Origin of the sequence: Pseudomonas sp. Ant30-3, from assembly GCF_000690905.1 — a bacterium.
In the GTDB taxonomy this organism is placed as follows: domain Bacteria; phylum Pseudomonadota; class Gammaproteobacteria; order Pseudomonadales; family Pseudomonadaceae; genus Aquipseudomonas.
Genome location: NZ_JMCL01000002.1, coordinates 12,682 through 30,588 on the forward strand (window position 1 = coordinate 12,682; position 17,907 = coordinate 30,588).

Consider the following 17,907-nt stretch of genomic DNA (forward strand, 5'->3'; position numbering starts at 1 on the left):
TCGTTGCTCTTTATGGTGACTGCAAAACCGCAGGGAGCCTGATGTGAGCCTATTAGAAGAAAACCAGTCCACCGATCTCGAAAACATGATCGGCCTCAGTCGCCGTGGCTTCATTAGCGCAGGCGCCCTGTGCGGCGCCGCGATGTTCCTCGGTGGCAACCTGCTGAGCCGCAGCGTCCTGGCCGACAGTGTCAGCGCAGGCGCGAGCAAACTGTTGGGCTTTGCCAGCATCCCCGCCGCCACTAGCGACGCCATCACCCTGCCGCCGGGCTACAAATCCTCGGTGCTGATCAGCTGGGGCCAGCCGCTGCAAAAGGACGGGCCAGCCTTCGACCCGGCTGGCAACGGCACCGCGGCCCAGCAGGAACTGCAGTTCGGCGATAACAATGACGGCATGAGCCTGTTCGAATTCCCCGGTGAAAAAGACCGGGCGCTGATGGCGATCAACAACGAATACACCAACTATCGCTACCTCTATCCCCACGGCGGCATGCCGCAGTCGGCGGACGATGTGCACAAGGCGCTGGCCTGTGAAGGTGTGTCGGTGATCGAAGTTCAGCGCCAGAACGGTCAGTGGCATTTTGTACAGGGCTCGCGTTACAACCGGCGGATTCACGGCAATGCGCCGATCCAGTTGAGCGGCCCGGCCGCCGGTCATGCGCTGATGAAAACCAGCGCCGATCCCGACGGCAAAACCGTGTTGGGCACCTTTCAGAACTGTGCCAACGGCATGACGCCGTGGGGCACCTACCTGACCTGTGAAGAAAACTTCACGGATTGTTTTGGCAGCAATAACGCCGAGCAAAAATTCGATGCCGCGCAGAAACGCTACGGCGTGGTCGCCGCGAGCAAAGAGATCAACTGGCATCAGCACGACGAGCGCTTTGATCTGGCGAAGAATCCCAACGAGCTCAACCGTCACGGCTGGATCGTCGAGATCGACCCGTTCGATCCGCAATCGACGCCTGTCAAACGCACGGCCCTGGGCCGCTTCAAACATGAAAACGCCGCCCTGACCGAAACCGCCGACGGCCACGCCGTGGTGTACATGGGCGACGATGAGCGTGGCGAATTCATTTACAAGTTCGTCAGCCGCGACAAGATCAATCACAAAAATCCCAAGGCCAATCGCGATTTGCTGGACCACGGCACGTTATACGTCGCACGTTTCGACGCCGGGGACAGCAATGCCGATCATCCGAAGGGCCACGGTGAATGGATCGAACTGACCCACGGCAAAAACGGCATCGACGCCAGCAGCGGTTTCGCTGATCAGGCGCAAGTGCTGATCCACGCACGTCTGGCCGCCAGTGTGGTGAAAGCGACGCGCATGGACCGTCCGGAATGGATTGTCGTCAGCCCTCAGGATGGCCAGGTGTATTGCACGCTGACCAATAACGTCAAACGCGGCGAGGAAGGTCAGCCGGTAGGTGGGCCCAACCCGCGCGAGAAAAACGTCTACGGACAGATTTTGCGCTGGCGCACGGATCGCGACGATCACGCCTCGAAAAGCTTTGCCTGGGACCTGTTCGTGGTCGCCGGTAACCCCGGCGTGCACGCCGGAACGCCGAAAGCTGGCTCTTCGAACATCACCACGCAGAACATGTTCAACAGCCCCGACGGCCTGAGTTTCGACAAGGCCGGACGCTTGTGGATCCAGACGGATGGCGACTCGAGCAACACCGGCGATTATGCGGGCATGGGCAACAACCAGATGCTCTGCGCCGATCCGGTGACGGGCGAGATCCGCCGGTTCATGGTAGGGCCGGTAGGTTGTGAGGTGACGGGGATTGCGTTCTCGCCGGACCAGAAGACGTTGTTTGTAGGGATTCAGCATCCGGGGGAGAACGGTGGTTCGACGTTCCCCGACCATTTGCCCAATGGCAAGCCGCGGTCTTCGGTGATGGCGATCACGCGTGAAGATGGTGGGGTTGTCGGCGCCTGACAGGGCCTCATCGCGGGCAAGTCGGGATGCCGCACCACACGCTCCCACAGGAGGCTGCGGTGTGTCGCAATAACGTGCGCACCGCAATACCCTGTGGGAGCGTGTGGTGCGGCATCCCGACTTGCCCGCGAACGCGTCGCCACGAACAACACTTACCTCAAGTGCAACCCCTAAACCCTCCCCGTCTGCGCTACCATGCTTGGCCGGACGCGGCAGCCTGCTGCGCGCAGGAGTCAGCATGGCCCACCCGTTTGCAACGCTTACCCCCGACCTCGTGCTCGATGCCGTCGAAAGCATCGGCTTTCTCAGCGACGCGCGCATTCTGGCGCTCAACAGCTACGAGAACCGCGTCTACCAGGTCGGCATCGAAGACTCCGAGCCGCTGATCGCCAAGTTCTATCGCCCGCAGCGCTGGACCAACGAAGCGATTCTCGAAGAGCATCAATTCACCTTCGAGCTCGCCGAGTGCGACGTACCCGTGGTGGCACCGATGATCCACAATGGCGCCAGCCTGCACGAACACAACGGTTTCCGTTTCACCCTGTTCCCACGGCGCGGCGGCCGGGCGCCGGAGCCGGGCAACCTCGATCAGCTGTATCGCCTCGGCCAATTGCTCGGCCGCTTTCACGCGATGGGCTCGACGAAGCCGTTCGAACACCGTGAAGCGCTGGGCGTGAAGAACTTCGGCCACGACTCACTGACCACGTTGCTTGAAGGCAACTTCATCCCCAAGAGCCTGCTGCCAGCCTACGAGTCAGTCGCCCGCGACCTGCTCAAGCGTGTGGAAGAGGTCTACAAGGCAACGCCGCACCAGAACATCCGCATGCACGGTGATTGCCATCCCGGCAACATGATGTGCCGCGATGAGATGTTCCACATCGTCGACCTTGACGACTGCCGGATGGGCCCTGCGGTGCAAGACATCTGGATGATGCTCGCCGGTGATCGTCAGGAATGCCTGGGGCAGTTGTCGGAATTGATGGACGGCTACAACGAGTTTCATGATTTCGATCCGCGCGAACTGGCACTGATCGAGCCGCTGCGCGCCTTGCGCCTGATGCACTACAGCGCCTGGCTCGCCCGCCGCTGGGACGACCCGGCGTTCCCGCACAGCTTTCCGTGGTTCGGCACCGAGCGTTATTGGGGCGATCAGGTACTGGCGTTGCGCGAGCAGTTGTCCGCGCTGAATGAAGAACCCCTGAAATTGTTTTGACACACTCAATCCCTAATGGGAGCGAGCCTGCTCGCGAAGACGGACTTTCATTCAACAGAGACGTCGACTGACATACCGCTTTCGCGAGCAGGCTCGCTCCCACAGATATTGTGTTCACAACTGCCCGACCTAATCAGGCAGGACATTCACAGACAAATCTCCTTACAATCCCCTCTTTGTTAGCTGCCTATGCAAGGATTCCGCATGCAAGCCGCCAACCCGCGTCGCGGGTACATCCTGGGCCTGAGTGCCTACATCATCTGGGGACTTTTCCCGCTCTACTTCAAAGCCATCGCCAATGTCCCCTCCGTGGAAATCATCATCCACCGGGTGCTCTGGTCGGCGTTGTTCGGGGCGTTGCTGCTGATGGTCTGGAAGCACCCGGGCTGGTGGCGCGAATTGCGCGACAACCCCAAACGGCTGGCGATCCTGGCGTTGAGCGGCACACTGATCGCGGCCAACTGGCTGACTTACGTCTGGTCGGTAAATAACGACCGGATGCTCGAAGCCAGTCTTGGTTACTACATCAATCCGCTGATAAACGTGTTGCTCGGCATGCTGATTCTGGGTGAGCGGCTGCGGCGCATGCAGTGGATCGCCGTGGGTCTGGCGGCGGCCGGTGTGGCGCAGCAAGTGTGGCAGGTGGGTAGTCTGCCGTGGGTGTCGCTGGTGCTGGCGTTAACGTTCGGTTTCTACGGGTTGATTCGCAAGCAGGCGCCGGTCAAGGCCCTGCCCGGTCTGGTGGTGGAAACCTGGATGCTGGTGCCGATCGCCGTTGCCTGGTTGTTGTTCAATCCCGGGGCAAACAGTGCTCAAGCTGAATTCTGGAGCACCTCCGAGGCTTGGTGGCTGGTCGCCGCCGGACCGGTGACGCTGATACCGCTGGTGTGTTTCAACGCCGCTGCACGGCATTTGCCCTACACGACATTGGGATTTCTCCAATACATCGCGCCGACGCTGGTGCTGCTGCAGGCAGTACTGCTCTTCAATGAGCATATGTCGTCGAGCACGCTGGTTGCGTTCATGTTTATCTGGGCAGGTTTGGCGATCTACAGCGTCGATGCGTGGATAAGTCTGCGCCGCCGCAGCTGATCAGAAAACGTACAAACCTCTGCAGGCCACGTCCATCGTGGCCTGTGTGCATCCTTCCCAAGGTTATCCACAGCGTGATCCCCGCCGTTTGTGCACAACTTGTTGAAACTGCTGGTTTTTTGATCAGAGGCTGAAGACGCCCGGCCGGCGTGGGCTGGCGGGCAGTCTCTACAGGTTATCCACAGGCAGGTGCACGTTTAACTTGGATAACTGATCAAGGTTCACTGCGCAGCACCAATTCGACCATAAGATCGTCTGCCAGCGTCTCCAGACGCGACTGCAAAACATCCAGGGACAAGGTCAGCGGCACAGCCAGAATGGCTTCGGCGTGGAACAAAGGCTCGCTGCTCATCGGCGCCGGACGGACTTCTGTCACCAGCCGTTCAAGGTTGACGCCCTGTTCACTTAATAAACGCGTGATGTCCCGCACGATGCCCGGACGATCATTGCCCACCAGCTCCATGGCGATCGGTTTCCAGGTGCAGGATTGCTCGATGCCGCTTTCGGCGATCAGCACGCGAATACCATGGGTCGACAACGCTTGCAGAGCGTCGACCAATTCATCGTAGGCCTCGGCCGGCACGCCCACCCGAAGAATCCCGGCAAACTGCCCGGCCATGCGCGACATGCGGCTCTCCAGCCAGTTGCCGCCATGCTCGGCGATGCACTGGGCGATGCGCTCGACCTGCCCGGCCTTGTCCGGTGCAAATACTGTCAGTACGAGGTGGTCCATGGCGCAGCCCTCTTTTGTTATCGAAAAGGAAGTATAGGCAAGGGGCTAATCTGTGGTGAGTCGACTGATGCCCTCGCGGGCAAGCCATGCTCCCACAAGCCTGCGCGATCCGGGTGGGAGCAAGGCTTGCCCGCGAACGGCGCACTAACGATTCAATTGAAAAGCACAAATCGTGTACAACTTTTGATATTTAACTGGAACAATCCAATAGTTTTTTGAGAACATCCCGTTCCCCGTCGTGACCGCAATGCGTCATGGCGTCGCACAACGACGTATTTAGTCTGATTTTCACAAGCGCAATTCATCATGTAGTATGCCGCAGCGCGCACTACATAACCTTGGATCGATGTCTGCCGCAGGCGCAATCGCAACCCTGAAAGCCCTGTCAGCAAGGCCTCCAAGCCGTTGATCGGTTACCACCCAGCCGCCCGAAATGGCATGTACTGGTAGAAGGGGTTTGTGGTTTAAATAGCCAGAGGCTTCATTGTCAATTTGAAGAGCTGAAAAGCGAAATAGCTGAGCAGAGTGAGGCAAGCAATGACTGAACACGTTCAAGTCGGTGGCCTTCAGGTCGCCAAAGTCCTGTTCGACTTCGTGAACAACGAAGCCATTCCCGGTACCGGTCTCACCGCCGACAAGTTCTGGGACGGCGCCGACAAGGTCATTCATGACCTGGCGCCGAAGAACAAAGCCCTACTCGCCAAACGCGATGATTTCCAGGCTCGCATCGATGCCTGGCACCAGACTCGTGCGGGTCAAGCGCATGATGCGGTGGCCTATAAAGCTTTCCTCCAGGACATCGGTTACCTGCTGCCGGAAGTGGCGGATTTCCAGGCGACGACGCAAAACGTCGATGACGAAATCGCGCGCATGGCCGGCCCGCAGCTTGTGGTGCCGGTCATGAATGCCCGCTTCGCGCTCAATGCCTCGAACGCTCGCTGGGGTTCGTTGTACGACGCGCTCTACGGCACCGACGCCATCAGCGAAGCCGGTGGCGCGGAAAAAGGCAAGGGCTACAACAAGGTCCGCGGCGACAAGGTCATTGCCTTCGCCCGCGCCTTCCTCAATGAGGCCGCACCATTGGCCGCCGGTTCGCACGTCGACTCCACCGGTTACAAGATCATTGACGGAAAACTGGTGGTTGCCCTCAAGGGCGGCAGCAATTCCGGCTTGCGCGACGATGCTCAACTGATCGGTTTCCACGGCGATGCCAGCGCACCGACCGCAATCCTGCTGAAGAACAACGGCCTGCACTTCGAGGTCCAGGTCGATGCCAGCACTCCGGTTGGCCAGACCGACCCGGCCGGCATCAAAGACATCCTGATGGAAGCCGCACTGACGACCATCATGGACTGCGAAGACTCCGTCGCTGCCGTCGATGCCGACGACAAAGTGGTGATCTACCGCAACTGGCTCGGCCTGATGAAAGGCGACCTGGCGGAAGAAGTTTCCAAGGGCGACAAGACATTTACCCGCACCATGAACGCGGACCGGACCTACACCGACGTCGACGGCAAGGAACTGAGCCTGCACGGTCGTTCGCTGCTGTTCGTGCGCAACGTCGGTCACCTGATGACCATCGATGCGATCCTCGACAGCCAAGGCAACGAAGTGCCGGAAGGCATTCTCGACGGTCTGGTCACCAGCCTTGCAGCGATTCACAGCCTCAACGGCAACAGCTCGCGCAAGAACAGCCGCACCGGCTCGGTGTACATCGTCAAGCCGAAGATGCACGGCCCGGAAGAAGTCGCGTTCGCCAACGAGCTGTTCGGACGCGTCGAAGACGTGCTTGAGCTGCCGCGCAATACGTTGAAAGTCGGGATCATGGACGAGGAGCGCCGCACCACGGTCAACCTCAAGGCGTGCATCAAGGCGGCGAGCGAGCGCGTGGTGTTCATCAACACCGGTTTCCTCGACCGTACCGGCGATGAAATCCACACCTCGATGGAAGCCGGCCCGGTGGTGCGCAAGGCTGACATGAAGGCTGAAAAGTGGATCGGCGCTTATGAAAACTGGAACGTCGATATCGGTTTGAGCACCGGCCTGCAAGGTCGCGCGCAGATCGGTAAAGGCATGTGGGCGATGCCCGACCTGATGGCGGCGATGCTGGAACAAAAGATCGCGCACCCGATGGCCGGTGCGAACACCGCGTGGGTGCCCTCGCCGACTGCGGCTGCACTGCATGCGCTGCACTACCACAAGGTCGATGTGTTCGCCCGTCAGGCTGAACTGGCCAAACGCGAGCGCGCGTCGGTCGACGACATCCTGACCATCCCGCTGGCCGTGAACCCGAGTTGGACTGCAGAACAGATCAAGAACGAACTGGACAACAACGCCCAGGGCATTCTCGGTTATGTGGTGCGCTGGATCGACCAGGGCGTGGGCTGTTCGAAAGTGCCGGACATCAACGATGTCGGCCTGATGGAAGACCGTGCCACGCTGCGTATTTCCAGCCAGCACATCGCCAACTGGCTGCGTCATGGCATCGTCACCGAAGAGCAAGTGATGGAAAGCCTCAAGCGCATGGCGCCAGTGGTTGACCGTCAGAACGCCAACGACGCGCTGTACCGCCCACTGGCACCGAATTTCGACAGTAACATTGCCTTCCAGGCAGCGGTCGAACTGGTGGTGGAAGGTACCAAGCAGCCCAATGGCTATACCGAGCCGGTGTTGCACCGCCGTCGTCGTGAATTCAAGGCTGCCAATGGCCTGTGATTGAGCGTTGATGCCACAAATGAAAAAGCCCTGATCGAAAGATCAGGGCTTTTTTGTGGGTAAGCTCCCTATATCACGCTCCCGTAGGAGCCGGCTTGCTGGCGATGAACGATCACGCGTTTGACCTGTAGATCTGCTGTGTCAGGATCGCCAGCAAGCCGGCTCCTACAGCTTTGGGTTGCGCTAAGGCTCCATCCCCAGCTCATGCTTCACCAACCCGAGCAATTTGACGGTATCAATCGGTTTTAGCAGAAAGTCCACCACGCTCAAATGCATCGCCGCAATCGCGTCCTGCACATCGGCGTCACCGGAGACGATGATAAACGGCAGCGCCGCGCGATCCGACTCGCGAACCTGGCGGATCAGGTCCAGCCCATCGATATGGCCCATGCGAAGATCGGTAATCACCAGGCCAATCGACGGCTTCTCGCTGAGCATCTTCAGCGCCGTTTCGCCACTCGCCGCCGTCAGGCAACGAATTCCATCCAGCCCCAGAATCTCCGACAACAGCTCGCGCGCGTCTTTATCGTCGTCAACGATCAGCACCCGTTGCGGCGGTAAATCAGGCTCGAGCATGACTGCGCTCAGCGCCTCGCGCTCGTCGTCAGTCAAAATATCGTGGTCGGACATGGCTTTCTCTACGTTTCCAGATCAATCCCCAGCACAGTGGTGAGACAGCGCTAAGTGGACCGCTAATGTGCACTTCGTCGGATTTATTTCCAATAGATAAAAGCATAGGTTCTTCCCATAGTTACGTAAGGATTTTCCGAAACTTCTTAAGCTCCGCTGCCTACCTAGACTTACGTCCAATGGGCACCCTGCGCGCAGGGGTCGACCATGGCTCAGTCATCCGACAACAACAATTCCAAAAAAAATGCGGTAACGGTTATGAGTAAAGCGGACGCCTTCACACAGGCAGGGAAAACCGCGGTGTTGCAGAACATCCAGGGCACGTTGCAATTTCTTCAGCGCTTCCCGCCCTTCAATCAGATGGAACACGCGCACCTGGCGTACCTGGTGGAACAATGTCAGCTGCGTTTTTACGCGCCAGACGAGAGCATCATCAAGCCTGCCGATGGCCCGGTCGAACACTTCTACATCGTCAAGCAAGGCCGCGTGGTGGGTGAACGTCCACACACGGCCAAGGGTGGCACCGAGACCACGTTCGAAATCACCACGGGCGAATGTTTTCCTCTGGCGGCATTGCTTGGCGAGCGTGCCACGCGGACCGAGCACCTCGCCGCCGAAGATACCTTTTGCCTGCAGCTGAACAAGCTGGCGTTCATCAAACTGTTCGCCCTGTCCAACGCGTTTCGCGACTTTGCCCTGCGCGGTGTGAGCAGTTTGCTCGATCAGGTCAACCAGCAAGTTCAGCAGAAAGCCGTGGAAACCCTCGGCACGCAATACTCGCTCAACACCCGACTGGGCGAATTGGCCATGCGCCATCCGGTGATGTGCAGTCCCGCGACACCGTTGCGGGAAGCCGTGACCCTGATGCACGAGCAGCAGGTCGGCAGCATCGTGATCGTCGATGAAGACAAAGCCCCGCTGGGCATCTTCACCCTGCGCGACCTGCGCCAGGTGGTGGCGGGCGGCACCAGCGACTTCAACGAGCGCATCGAAGGGCACATGACCCCTGCGCCGTTTTTTCTGTCGCCGGACCACAGCGCCTTCGACGCGGCGATTGCCATGACCGAGCGGCATATTGCCCACGTCTGTCTGGTCAAGGATCAACGCTTGTGCGGCGTGGTGTCCGAGCGTGATCTGTTTTCCCTGCAACGGGTCGATCTGGTTCACTTGGCGCGGACCATCCGAAGCGCTCAGCGCGTGGATAACCTCGTGGCGCTGCGCGGTGAAATCGGCCAGTTGGTGGAGCGCATGCTCGCCCATGGCGCGTCGTCGACGCAGATCACCCACATTATTACCTTGCTCAACGATCACACGGTGTGCCGGGTGATCGAGCTGACCTTGGCCGAGAAAGGCGACCCCGGCGTGCCGTTCAGCTGGCTGTGTTTCGGCAGCGAAGGTCGCCGCGAGCAAACGCTGCACACCGATCAGGACAACGGCATTTTGTTCGAAGCACGGGATGCGGCGCACGCTGCCGAGATTCGCGGCAAGCTGCTGCCGATCGCCCAGCAGATCAATCAGAGCCTGGCGTTGTGCGGTTTCACCCTGTGCAAGGGCAACATCATGGCCGGCAACCCCGAGCTGTGTTTGTCCCGGGCCGAGTGGGCGCGGCGCTTCGCGGCGTTCATTCGCGAAGCGACGCCGGAGAATCTGTTGGGTTCGAGTATTTATTTCGACCTGCGCGTGGTCTGGGGCAACGAGCAAGGTTGCGAACAGCTGCGCAAAGGGATTCTTGATCAGGTCAGCGACAATCGCCTGTTCCAGCGCATGCTCGCCGAAAACGCGCTGCGCAACCGTCCGCCGGTAGGACGTTTCCGCGAGTTTGTGCTGGCGCGCAAAAACGGCGAAAAGGCCACGCTGGACCTTAAAATTCAGGGCCTGACGCCCTTTGTCGACGGCGCGCGTCTGCTGGCGTTGGCCCATGGCATCGAGGCGAATAACACCTTGGAGCGTTTCCGCCAGTTGGTCGCCAAAGAGGTCATCGAGCGGCTGGACGGCGCGGCGTACGAAGAGGCCTATCACTTCATTCAGCAAACCCGCATGCAGCAACATCAGCTACAGACCCGCGAGAATCTGCCTTACTCGAACAGGGTCGATCCGGACAGCCTCAACCATCTGGACCGACGCATCCTGCGCGAATCCCTGCGCCAGGCACAACGCCTGCAAAGCAGCCTGGCCCTGCGGTATCAGCTATGAGTCTATTTTCATGGTTGCGCCCGGCCAGCGTGGCGATTTCCAATGAGCAGCAACAGCGGCTGAAACGCTTGCCAACCGTGGTCGAGTTGAGCGAATGCAGCCTGCGTGAACAACGCTGGGTGGTGCTCGATCTGGAAACCACCGGGCTGAATCTGAACAAGGACCGGGTGCTGTCGATCGGTGCAGTGGTGATCGAGGACGGCGCGATCGACTTCAGCCAGCAATTCGAGCGCACCCTGCAATGTGACGAGCTCAAACTCGGCCCCAGCGTGCTGATTCATGGCTTGGGGCCGAGCGCAATTGCCGCCGGCAGCGACCCGGCGCACGCCTTGCTGGAGTTCATGGAATTTGTCGGCGACAGTCCGCTGCTGGCGTTTCATGCTCCTTTCGATCGGCACATGCTCGGGCGCGCATTGAAGGATCATCTGGGCTACAAACTGCATCATCCGTTTCTGGACGTGGCGGACCTTGCGCCGCTGCTGTGTCCGCAAGCAAACATTCGCGAGGCGGGCCTGGACGAATGGATCGAGTGGTTCAAGCTGGAGGTGTTCGAGCGCCACAATGCCAGCGCCGATGCGCTCGCCACGGCGGAACTGGCGCTGATCCTGTTCAGCCGCGCACGTCAACAACAGATTCATAGCCCGTTGAATCTGCAGCAGCGGGTGAGTCAATGGAAACGCCGACAGCGAGCGCCGTCTTTTTAGTACTGCGGTGATTGTGCTGGCCAATCGCGGGCAAGCCTTGCTCCCACAGGCTTGTTTTTGTTCTCCCGTTTTGTGTGCGACGCAAAACCCGTGGGAGCAAGGCTTGCCCGCGATGAACGATAAAGCGGTCTAACTGCACAATCCCGACCCGACCAGTGGCCAATTGCTTACCTCCCGCGCCTCTGCGACAATCGCGAACAATTCTCGTTAGTTAACATTTCCCAATCGGTGATGCTGCGTGTCGTCAGTCCAAAGCCCCCACAGTGAGCTCGTCGGTGCGTTATACCGGGACCATCGCGGCTGGCTGTTGACGTGGCTGCGGCGCAACGTGGCGTGTCCGCAACGGGCCGAAGACCTGAGTCAGGACACTTTCGTGCGCTTGCTGGGACGCGATGAATTGAAGGAGCCACGCGAGCCGCGGGCGTTTCTGGTGGCGATTGCCAAAGGTTTGTTGTTTGACTATTTCCGTCGCGCCGCACTGGAACAGGCTTACCTCACCGAACTCATGCTGATTCCTGCAGGCGAACAACCGTCCGTTGAAGAACAGCAACTGATTCTTGAAGACTTGAAAAACATCGACCGCTTGCTTGGCAAATTGTCGAGCAAAGCGCGGGCAGCCTTCCTTTATAACCGTCTCGATGGCCTGGGGCATGCCGAGATCGCGCAGCGTCTGGGCGTGTCGGTGCCGCGCGTGCGTCAGTACCTGGCGCAAGGCATTCGCCAGTGCTACATCGCGCTCTACGGTGAGCCGCTTTGAACTCCGCCAGTTCCAAGCCGGTTTCGGCACAGGTGCTGGACGCGGCGATTGCCTGGCAGCTGTCGCTCGATTCCGGCAACCCGGTGGAGCGCGAGGAGTTCGCCAAATGGCACGCGGCCCACGAAGAACACGCCCGCGCCTGGCGTCAGTTGGGCATGCTCGATCAACGTTTCAGCGTGGCCAGCGGGCCAGCCCGTGCCGCGCTGTTGCAATCGCGCGAAAGTATTCGCCGGCGAGTTCGCAAGCTGGGCAGCGGTCTGGCAAGCGTGGTGGCGGTGATCGGGCTGGCGTTGTTTGCCGGCGATCGTTATCTGCCGATCGACTACTGGCTGGCCGATCAGCGCACTGCGACCGGCGAACAACGTACCTTGCGCCTGAGCGACGGCACGCTGATCAACCTCAACACGCACAGCGCAGTGGACGTGCGATTCGATCAGAAGCAGCGCCTGATTGTTTTGCAGGAAGGTGAAATTCTCGTCGAGACCGGCCACGGCGATGCGCGGCCATTCATTGTCGAAACCCGCGAAGGCAGCATGCGTGCGTTGGGTACGCGCTTCCTGGTCAAGCGCGAGGAAGAAGGCACGCGCCTGAGCGTGTTGAAATCCGCCGTCGCCGCTCATCCGCAGTCGAGCCCGCAAGAGCAAATTTTGCGCGAAGGTCAGCAGGTGCTGATGCGCAGCAATGGCCTCGGCCCTATCGTCGCGCTCAACCTTGGCGCCGATGCCTGGACCCGCGGCATGCTGGTGGTGGACAACACGCGACTGGACGATCTGGTGCACGAACTCGGTCGCTATCGTCGCGGGCATCTGGGTGTTGCGCCGGAGGTTGCCGACTTGCGGATCACCGGCAGTTTTCCGCTGCACGACACTGATCTGGCATTGAGTGCGTTACTGCCGACGCTGCCGGTGCAGATTGAAAAGCAAACACCGTGGTGGGTGACGGTGGTGGCGAAGGCTGAAGCCAAGCCCTGAAATTCGTCTCGATGGACAAATCGCCTTCGCGAGCAGGCTCGCTCCCACAGGGACCGCGGTCAAATGTGGGAGCGAGCCTGCTCGCGATGGGGTCATCAGCCGCCCCATGAAAACCGGTTTCATCCCACATCCGTTGCAACACTGACTTGATGAATCACAATTATTTTCATCCAGCCCTATCACTTTTCGGTTTTCGTTCGGCACCAAGGCAATTGAGAAATATTCCCTTTCAGGAGCCGCTGTATGTCCCGTTCGCTAGACACCTTGTTGCGCCCCAGTCTGCTGGCTGTCGCCATTGCCCTTAGCGCCCCGCTGGCCAGCAGTGCGCTGATGGCCGCCGAACAAGCGTCCAGCGTGCGCGCCTACAACCTGCCCGCAGCGCCACTGGCCAGCACGCTGAACCAGATCGCCAGCCAGGCCGGCATTGCGTTGTCGCTGAGCCCTTCGCTGGCGGCGGGCAAGACTTCAGCGCCGGTCAACGGCCAGTTCGACGCCACCGCCGCCCTGCGCGCCGCGTTGCGTGGCACGGGTTTACAGCTGGAGCAAAGCAGCGCGGGCACCTACACGCTGGTGGCCGTGCCGGAGGGCGTGATGGCGCTGCCGGAGACGGCGGTGATCGGCGTGGAAAATACTGAAAGCGCGTGGGGGCCAGTAGAAGGTTATGTAGCGACTCGTACCGCCGCAGGCACCAAGACTGATACCGCATTGGTAGAAGCACCGCGTTCGATCTCCGTTGCGACCCGTCAGCAAATGGAAGATCGCGGCGTGCAAAACCTCGATGACGCCGTGCGCTACATGCCGGGCATCACGGCCAGCAGCTACGGCAGTGACACCCGCGCCGACTGGTTGCGCGTGCGCGGTTTCGAACCGACTCAATTCCTCGACGGCCTGCCGTTGCCGAAAGGCGTGTACGCCAACCCGAAACAGGAAACCTGGAACCTCGATCGTCTGGCCCTGCTGCGCGGCCCGGCTTCTTCGGTCTATGGTCAGACGCCGCCGGGTGGTTTGCTGGACATGGTCAGTCGTCGTCCCAGCGCTGAATCGAGCAGTGAAATCCAGGTGCAATACGGCAGCGACAATCACCGCCAGATCAACTTCGCCAGCACCGGCAAGATCGATGACGAAGGTCGTTTTCTATACGGCATGAGCGGTGTAATACGCGACAGCGGAACGCAGATCGACCACGTCGACAACAAGCGCTACAACATCGCGCCTAGCCTGACCTGGAATATCGACGACGACACCAAACTCACCTTGCTGACGCAATTCACCCGCGACGATACCGGCATCACCAGTCAGTTTTACCCGATTCAAGGCACCAAGATCGACATGCCGTTTGGCAAGGTGTCGCACCATAAGAACCTGGGCGATCCAAACTACGAATATTACGACCGGACCTACTACGCGCTCGGCTACGCCTTTGAACATCGCCTGAACGATGTCTGGCAGTTCCGGCAGAATCTTCGCTATACCAAGTCGGACACGTCCTTTCAGGCGATCACGGTTAACAGTTACTCTCCGGAATTTGGCTTAGTTGTCGACGATCAAGGCAACACCGGCCGTGGCACCACCAATGTGGAAGAGGACATCAGCCAGTTCGCTGTGGATAACAACTTTCAGGGCGACTTTGCAACCGGTGACATCCAGCACACCCTGTTGATCGGACTCGACCACCAGCGTAGCAATACCAATTACCTGTCGATCTTCGGCACGGCGCCGAGCATCAACGTCAACAATCCGATCTACGGCTTGCCGATCACCCGTCCGCCGCGCTCCGATGCCTTCTATGACTACGACCAGAAGACCTATCAGACCGGCCTGTACATCCAGGACCAGATGGCGCTCGATAATTGGCGTCTGACCTTGGGCGGACGCGAAGACTGGGTTCACAGCGGCACCAAGTTCTTCAATCAAGACGGCGCGACGAACACCGAGCGCGACAAGAAATTCAGCGGCAATGCCGCAATCAGCTACGTTTTCGACAACGGCATCGTGCCGTACCTGTCTTACGCCGAGTCGTTCCAGCCGACCGCCAACGCCAACGCCACAGCAACTCAATCGTTCAAACCGACAGAGGGCCAGCAGTGGGAGTTGGGCCTCAAGTACCAACCGCCCGGCAGCAACACCCTGCTGACTGCGGCGATTTATGACCTGACGCAGAAAAACGTGTCCGCTACCACTATCGTGGCCGACGTGCCGATCACCAGTCAGACGGGTGAAGTGAAAGTCAAAGGTCTGGAGCTGGAAGCCGTTTCCGACGTGACGGAAAACCTCAAGGTCATTGCCGCTTACACCCTGGCAAAATCCGAAGTGCAGAAAGGCACTTTCAAAGGCAACCGCCTGCAACTGATGCCTAATCAGCAGGCGTCTCTGTGGGCTGACTACACCTGGCACAACGGTGTGCTCGACGGCTTCGGCATCGGCGCCGGCGCGCGTTATACCGGCAATACCTATGGCGATCAGGGCAACACCTGGCTGGGCAAGGCCAACTCCTACACAGTGTATGACGCGGCCGTGCATTACGACCTCGGTCGTCTGGACAACAGCTTGAAAGGCGCCTCTGTTGCACTGAACGCCACCAACCTGCTCAACAAGGATTACATCTCCACCTGTGACGGCTTTTACTGCTATTACGGCGACCAGCGCAGTGTAGTCGCCAGTGCTACCTACAAGTGGTAACAGGTTGACCTGAAACACAGCATGACCAAGCCGTCCTGACCGGGCGGCTTCGGCATTTCTGAAGGCCCGAACATGAAAAGCAAAACCATCCGCCGCTGGTCCTTCGTCCACACCTGGACCAGCCTGATCTGCACCGTGTTCCTGCTGATGCTGGCGCTTACCGGCCTGCCGTTGATCTTCCATCACGAGATCGATCACTTGCTGGGGGATGCCGCCGAGCTGAAGGAAATGCCGGCTAATACCCCGCATTTGAATCTGCAGCAATTGGTGCAGGCGGCGGAAAAACATCGTCCTGGCGAAGTCATGCAGTATTTTGGCTTCGAAGACGACGAACCCAACGGTGCGATCGCGATCATGGCCCCGACGGCTGGCACTCATCCCAACGAATCCCACACCTTCATGCTTGACGCTCGCACTGGCGAGGCGCTGGAAATGCCGTCGGCCAACGGCGGTTTCATGATGCTGATGCTGCGGCTGCATGTGGACATGTTCGCCGGCCTGCCGGGCAAGCTGCTGCTGGCGTTCATGGGCCTTTTGTTTGTGGTGGCGATTGTGTCAGGCACGGTTTTGTATTTGCCGTTCATGCGCCGCCTGAAATTCGCCACCGTGCGACAGAACAAATCCACCCGGCTGCGCTGGCTCGACCTGCACAACCTGATCGGCGTGGTCACACTGACCTGGGCGCTGGTAGTCGGGGTGACCGGCGTAATCAGTGCCTGCACCGACCTGCTGATCGCGGCGTGGCGCAATGACAGCCTCAGCGCGATGGTCGCGCCCTACCGCGATGCGCCGCCACTGACCCAACTGGCGTCGGCGACACGTTTGCTGGACATCGCCAAAGAGGTCGCGCCGGGCATGCAAGCGGACTTTATCGCCTTCCCGGGCACTCGCTTCTCCAGTGAGCACCATTACGCGGTGTTCATGAAAGGCAGTACCCATTTGACCTCGCATCTGCTGACGCCGGTGCTGATCGACGCTAGCACCTTGCAGGTCACCGCCGTGGCCGAACGGCCGTGGTACATGGACGCCATGGGCATGTCGCAACCGCTGCACTTCGGCGATTACGGCGGCATGCCGATGAAGATCCTCTGGGCGGCAATGGACGTGCTGACCATCATCGTGCTCGGCAGCGGGGTTTACCTGTGGGTGGTGCGGCGCAAGGCGGCTAAACCGGTGCTGGAACACGCCGAGGCGAACGCATGAAGCCGCGGCAGTCGAGCTTCTGGAAGGTATTCGCCGTGCCGTTGGTGATTGGTGTGCTCAGTGCTGCGGGGTTGTTCGCCGCGTTGCTGGGCGATGGCGCGTGGGACTCCCTAAGCTGGCTGGGCCTGGGCATCCCCGCCGTGCTCGGCCTGCGGGGCCTTTTGCAACGCCGCTGATAATAAATACGTCGCCATACCCCTCCCTTGTAGGAGCTGTCGAGTGACACGAGGCTGCGATCTTTTGATCTCGATCTTGTCTTCAAGGGGTAAAAACAAGATCAAAAGATCGCAGCCTCGTTTCACTCGACAGCTCCTACAGGGTTCGCATCGCGACGGTTCCCAGGATTGGACTTGGCCCGCATGCGGCCGGGATGCTTTCGACATCATGCCTCCCCGGTCAACGCGCTATGCTCTCGACACTGCCATCGTCAGAGACGCCGCCATGTCCACCGCCAGCATGACCCTGTTCCACAATCCCCTGTCGCCCTACGTCCGCAAAGTCATGGTCCTCCTGCATGAAACCGGCCAGCAGGACCGTGTGGCGTTACAGGCCAGTGTGCTGACACCGGTCAGCCCCGATACCGCACTCCTCGAAGACAACCCGCTGGGCAAAATCCCGGCGCTGCGTCTGGCCGATGGCAACGTCATTCACGACAGCCGCGTCATCCTCGAATACCTTGATCATCAACACGTCGGTAACCCACTGATCCCGCGCGAAGGTTCTGCGCGCTGGCGCCGCCTGACCCTGGCTTCCCTGGCTGACGGGATCATGGACGCTGCGGTGCTGATTCGTTACGAAGTCGCCCTGCGCGCCCCGGAGAAACACTGGGACGAATGGCTCGATGGCCAACGCGACAAGATTCGCCGGAGTCTGGCATTGCTGGAAAAAGACGCGATCGCCGAGCTGACCAGCCATTTCGATGTGGCGGCGATCAGTGTGGCCTGTGCGCTGGGTTACCTGGACCTGCGCCATCCGGATCTGCAATGGCGCGCGGTGAATCCGCTGTTGGCGGCGTGGTATTTCGAGGTGAGCCAGCGGGCTTCGATGCTGGCTACGATGCCGAAGGTTTGAA

At 59.8% G+C, this 17,907-nt stretch carries 14 protein-coding genes; 12 read left to right on the forward strand and 2 right to left on the reverse strand.

Translation table 11 applies throughout. The annotated features are described in order from the left end of the window. The first annotated feature begins 43 nt into the window (after positions 1-43). The 3 genes from DU29_RS0100440 (at position 44) to rarD (ending at position 4,250) form a co-directional block, all read left to right on the forward strand. A complete protein-coding gene (locus DU29_RS0100440) occupies positions 44-1,945 on the forward strand; it encodes a PhoX family protein (RefSeq protein ID WP_028619918.1) in 1,902 nt (633 codons plus the stop codon). 238 nt (positions 1,946-2,183) lie between these two features. After that, complete coding sequence (locus DU29_RS0100445; protein ID WP_028619919.1) at positions 2,184-3,158, forward strand: serine/threonine protein kinase; 975 nt, start codon at positions 2,184-2,186, stop codon at positions 3,156-3,158. 204 nt (positions 3,159-3,362) lie between these two features. After that, complete coding sequence (gene rarD / locus DU29_RS0100450; protein WP_028619920.1) at positions 3,363-4,250, forward strand: EamA family transporter RarD; 888 nt, start codon at positions 3,363-3,365, stop codon at positions 4,248-4,250. A 214-nt stretch (positions 4,251-4,464) separates the two neighbouring features. Here the strand turns inward: rarD and DU29_RS0100455 are convergent, their stop codons facing one another. Then, a complete protein-coding gene (locus DU29_RS0100455; RefSeq protein ID WP_028619921.1) occupies positions 4,465-4,983 on the reverse strand; it encodes a glycine cleavage system protein R in 519 nt (172 codons plus the stop codon). A 537-nt stretch (positions 4,984-5,520) separates the two neighbouring features. Here DU29_RS0100455 and DU29_RS0100460 point away from each other — a divergent pair. Next, a complete protein-coding gene (locus DU29_RS0100460; protein ID WP_028619922.1) occupies positions 5,521-7,698 on the forward strand; it encodes a malate synthase G in 2,178 nt (725 codons plus the stop codon). 183 nt (positions 7,699-7,881) lie between these two features. Here DU29_RS0100460 and DU29_RS0100465 read toward each other — a convergent pair whose 3' ends face one another. Then, positions 7,882-8,328: a response regulator gene (locus DU29_RS0100465; RefSeq protein WP_028619923.1), complete on the reverse strand. Its 447-nt coding sequence runs from the start codon at positions 8,326-8,328 to the stop codon at positions 7,882-7,884. Between the two features lie 258 nt (positions 8,329-8,586). On the opposite strand from DU29_RS0100465, the gene DU29_RS0100470 reads away from it, so the two are divergent. The 8 genes from DU29_RS0100470 to DU29_RS0100505 all read left to right on the forward strand — a co-directional run bounded on the left by DU29_RS0100470 (position 8,587) and on the right by DU29_RS0100505 (position 17,906). Next, on the forward strand, positions 8,587-10,521 hold the full coding sequence (locus DU29_RS0100470) for a putative nucleotidyltransferase substrate binding domain-containing protein (protein ID WP_028619924.1): 1,935 nt from the start codon (positions 8,587-8,589) through the stop codon (positions 10,519-10,521). Next, positions 10,518-11,225 carry a 3'-5' exonuclease gene (locus tag DU29_RS0100475; RefSeq protein ID WP_028619925.1) on the forward strand — a complete coding sequence of 236 codons (708 nt, stop codon included), beginning with the start codon at positions 10,518-10,520 and terminating at the stop codon, positions 11,223-11,225. The genes DU29_RS0100470 and DU29_RS0100475 overlap by 4 nt, the downstream gene beginning before the upstream one ends. 238 nt (positions 11,226-11,463) lie before the next feature. Next, complete coding sequence (locus tag DU29_RS0100480; protein WP_028619926.1) at positions 11,464-11,982, forward strand: RNA polymerase sigma factor; 519 nt, start codon at positions 11,464-11,466, stop codon at positions 11,980-11,982. Beyond that, the gene (locus DU29_RS0100485; protein WP_028619927.1) at positions 11,979-12,953 is read left to right on the forward strand and encodes a FecR domain-containing protein; all 975 of its coding nucleotides are present in this window, start codon (positions 11,979-11,981) and stop codon (positions 12,951-12,953) included. The genes DU29_RS0100480 and DU29_RS0100485 overlap by 4 nt, the downstream gene beginning before the upstream one ends. A gap of 243 nt (positions 12,954-13,196) precedes the next feature. Then, the gene (locus tag DU29_RS0100490; RefSeq protein ID WP_028619928.1) at positions 13,197-15,632 is read left to right on the forward strand and encodes a TonB-dependent siderophore receptor; all 2,436 of its coding nucleotides are present in this window, start codon (positions 13,197-13,199) and stop codon (positions 15,630-15,632) included. Between the two features lie 72 nt (positions 15,633-15,704). Further along, complete coding sequence (locus DU29_RS0100495) at positions 15,705-16,835, forward strand: PepSY-associated TM helix domain-containing protein (RefSeq protein ID WP_028619929.1); 1,131 nt, start codon at positions 15,705-15,707, stop codon at positions 16,833-16,835. After that, entirely contained in the window at positions 16,832-17,011 is a 180-nt protein-coding gene (locus DU29_RS0100500) for a hypothetical protein (protein WP_028619930.1), read from the forward strand. Before DU29_RS0100495 ends, DU29_RS0100500 begins: the two co-directional genes overlap by 4 nt. A 265-nt stretch (positions 17,012-17,276) precedes the next feature. Continuing rightward, positions 17,277-17,906 (forward strand): glutathione S-transferase, encoded by a 630-nt coding sequence (locus DU29_RS0100505; RefSeq protein WP_028619931.1) that lies wholly within the window; start codon positions 17,277-17,279, stop codon positions 17,904-17,906. The last annotated feature ends 1 nt before the right edge of the window (position 17,907 follow it).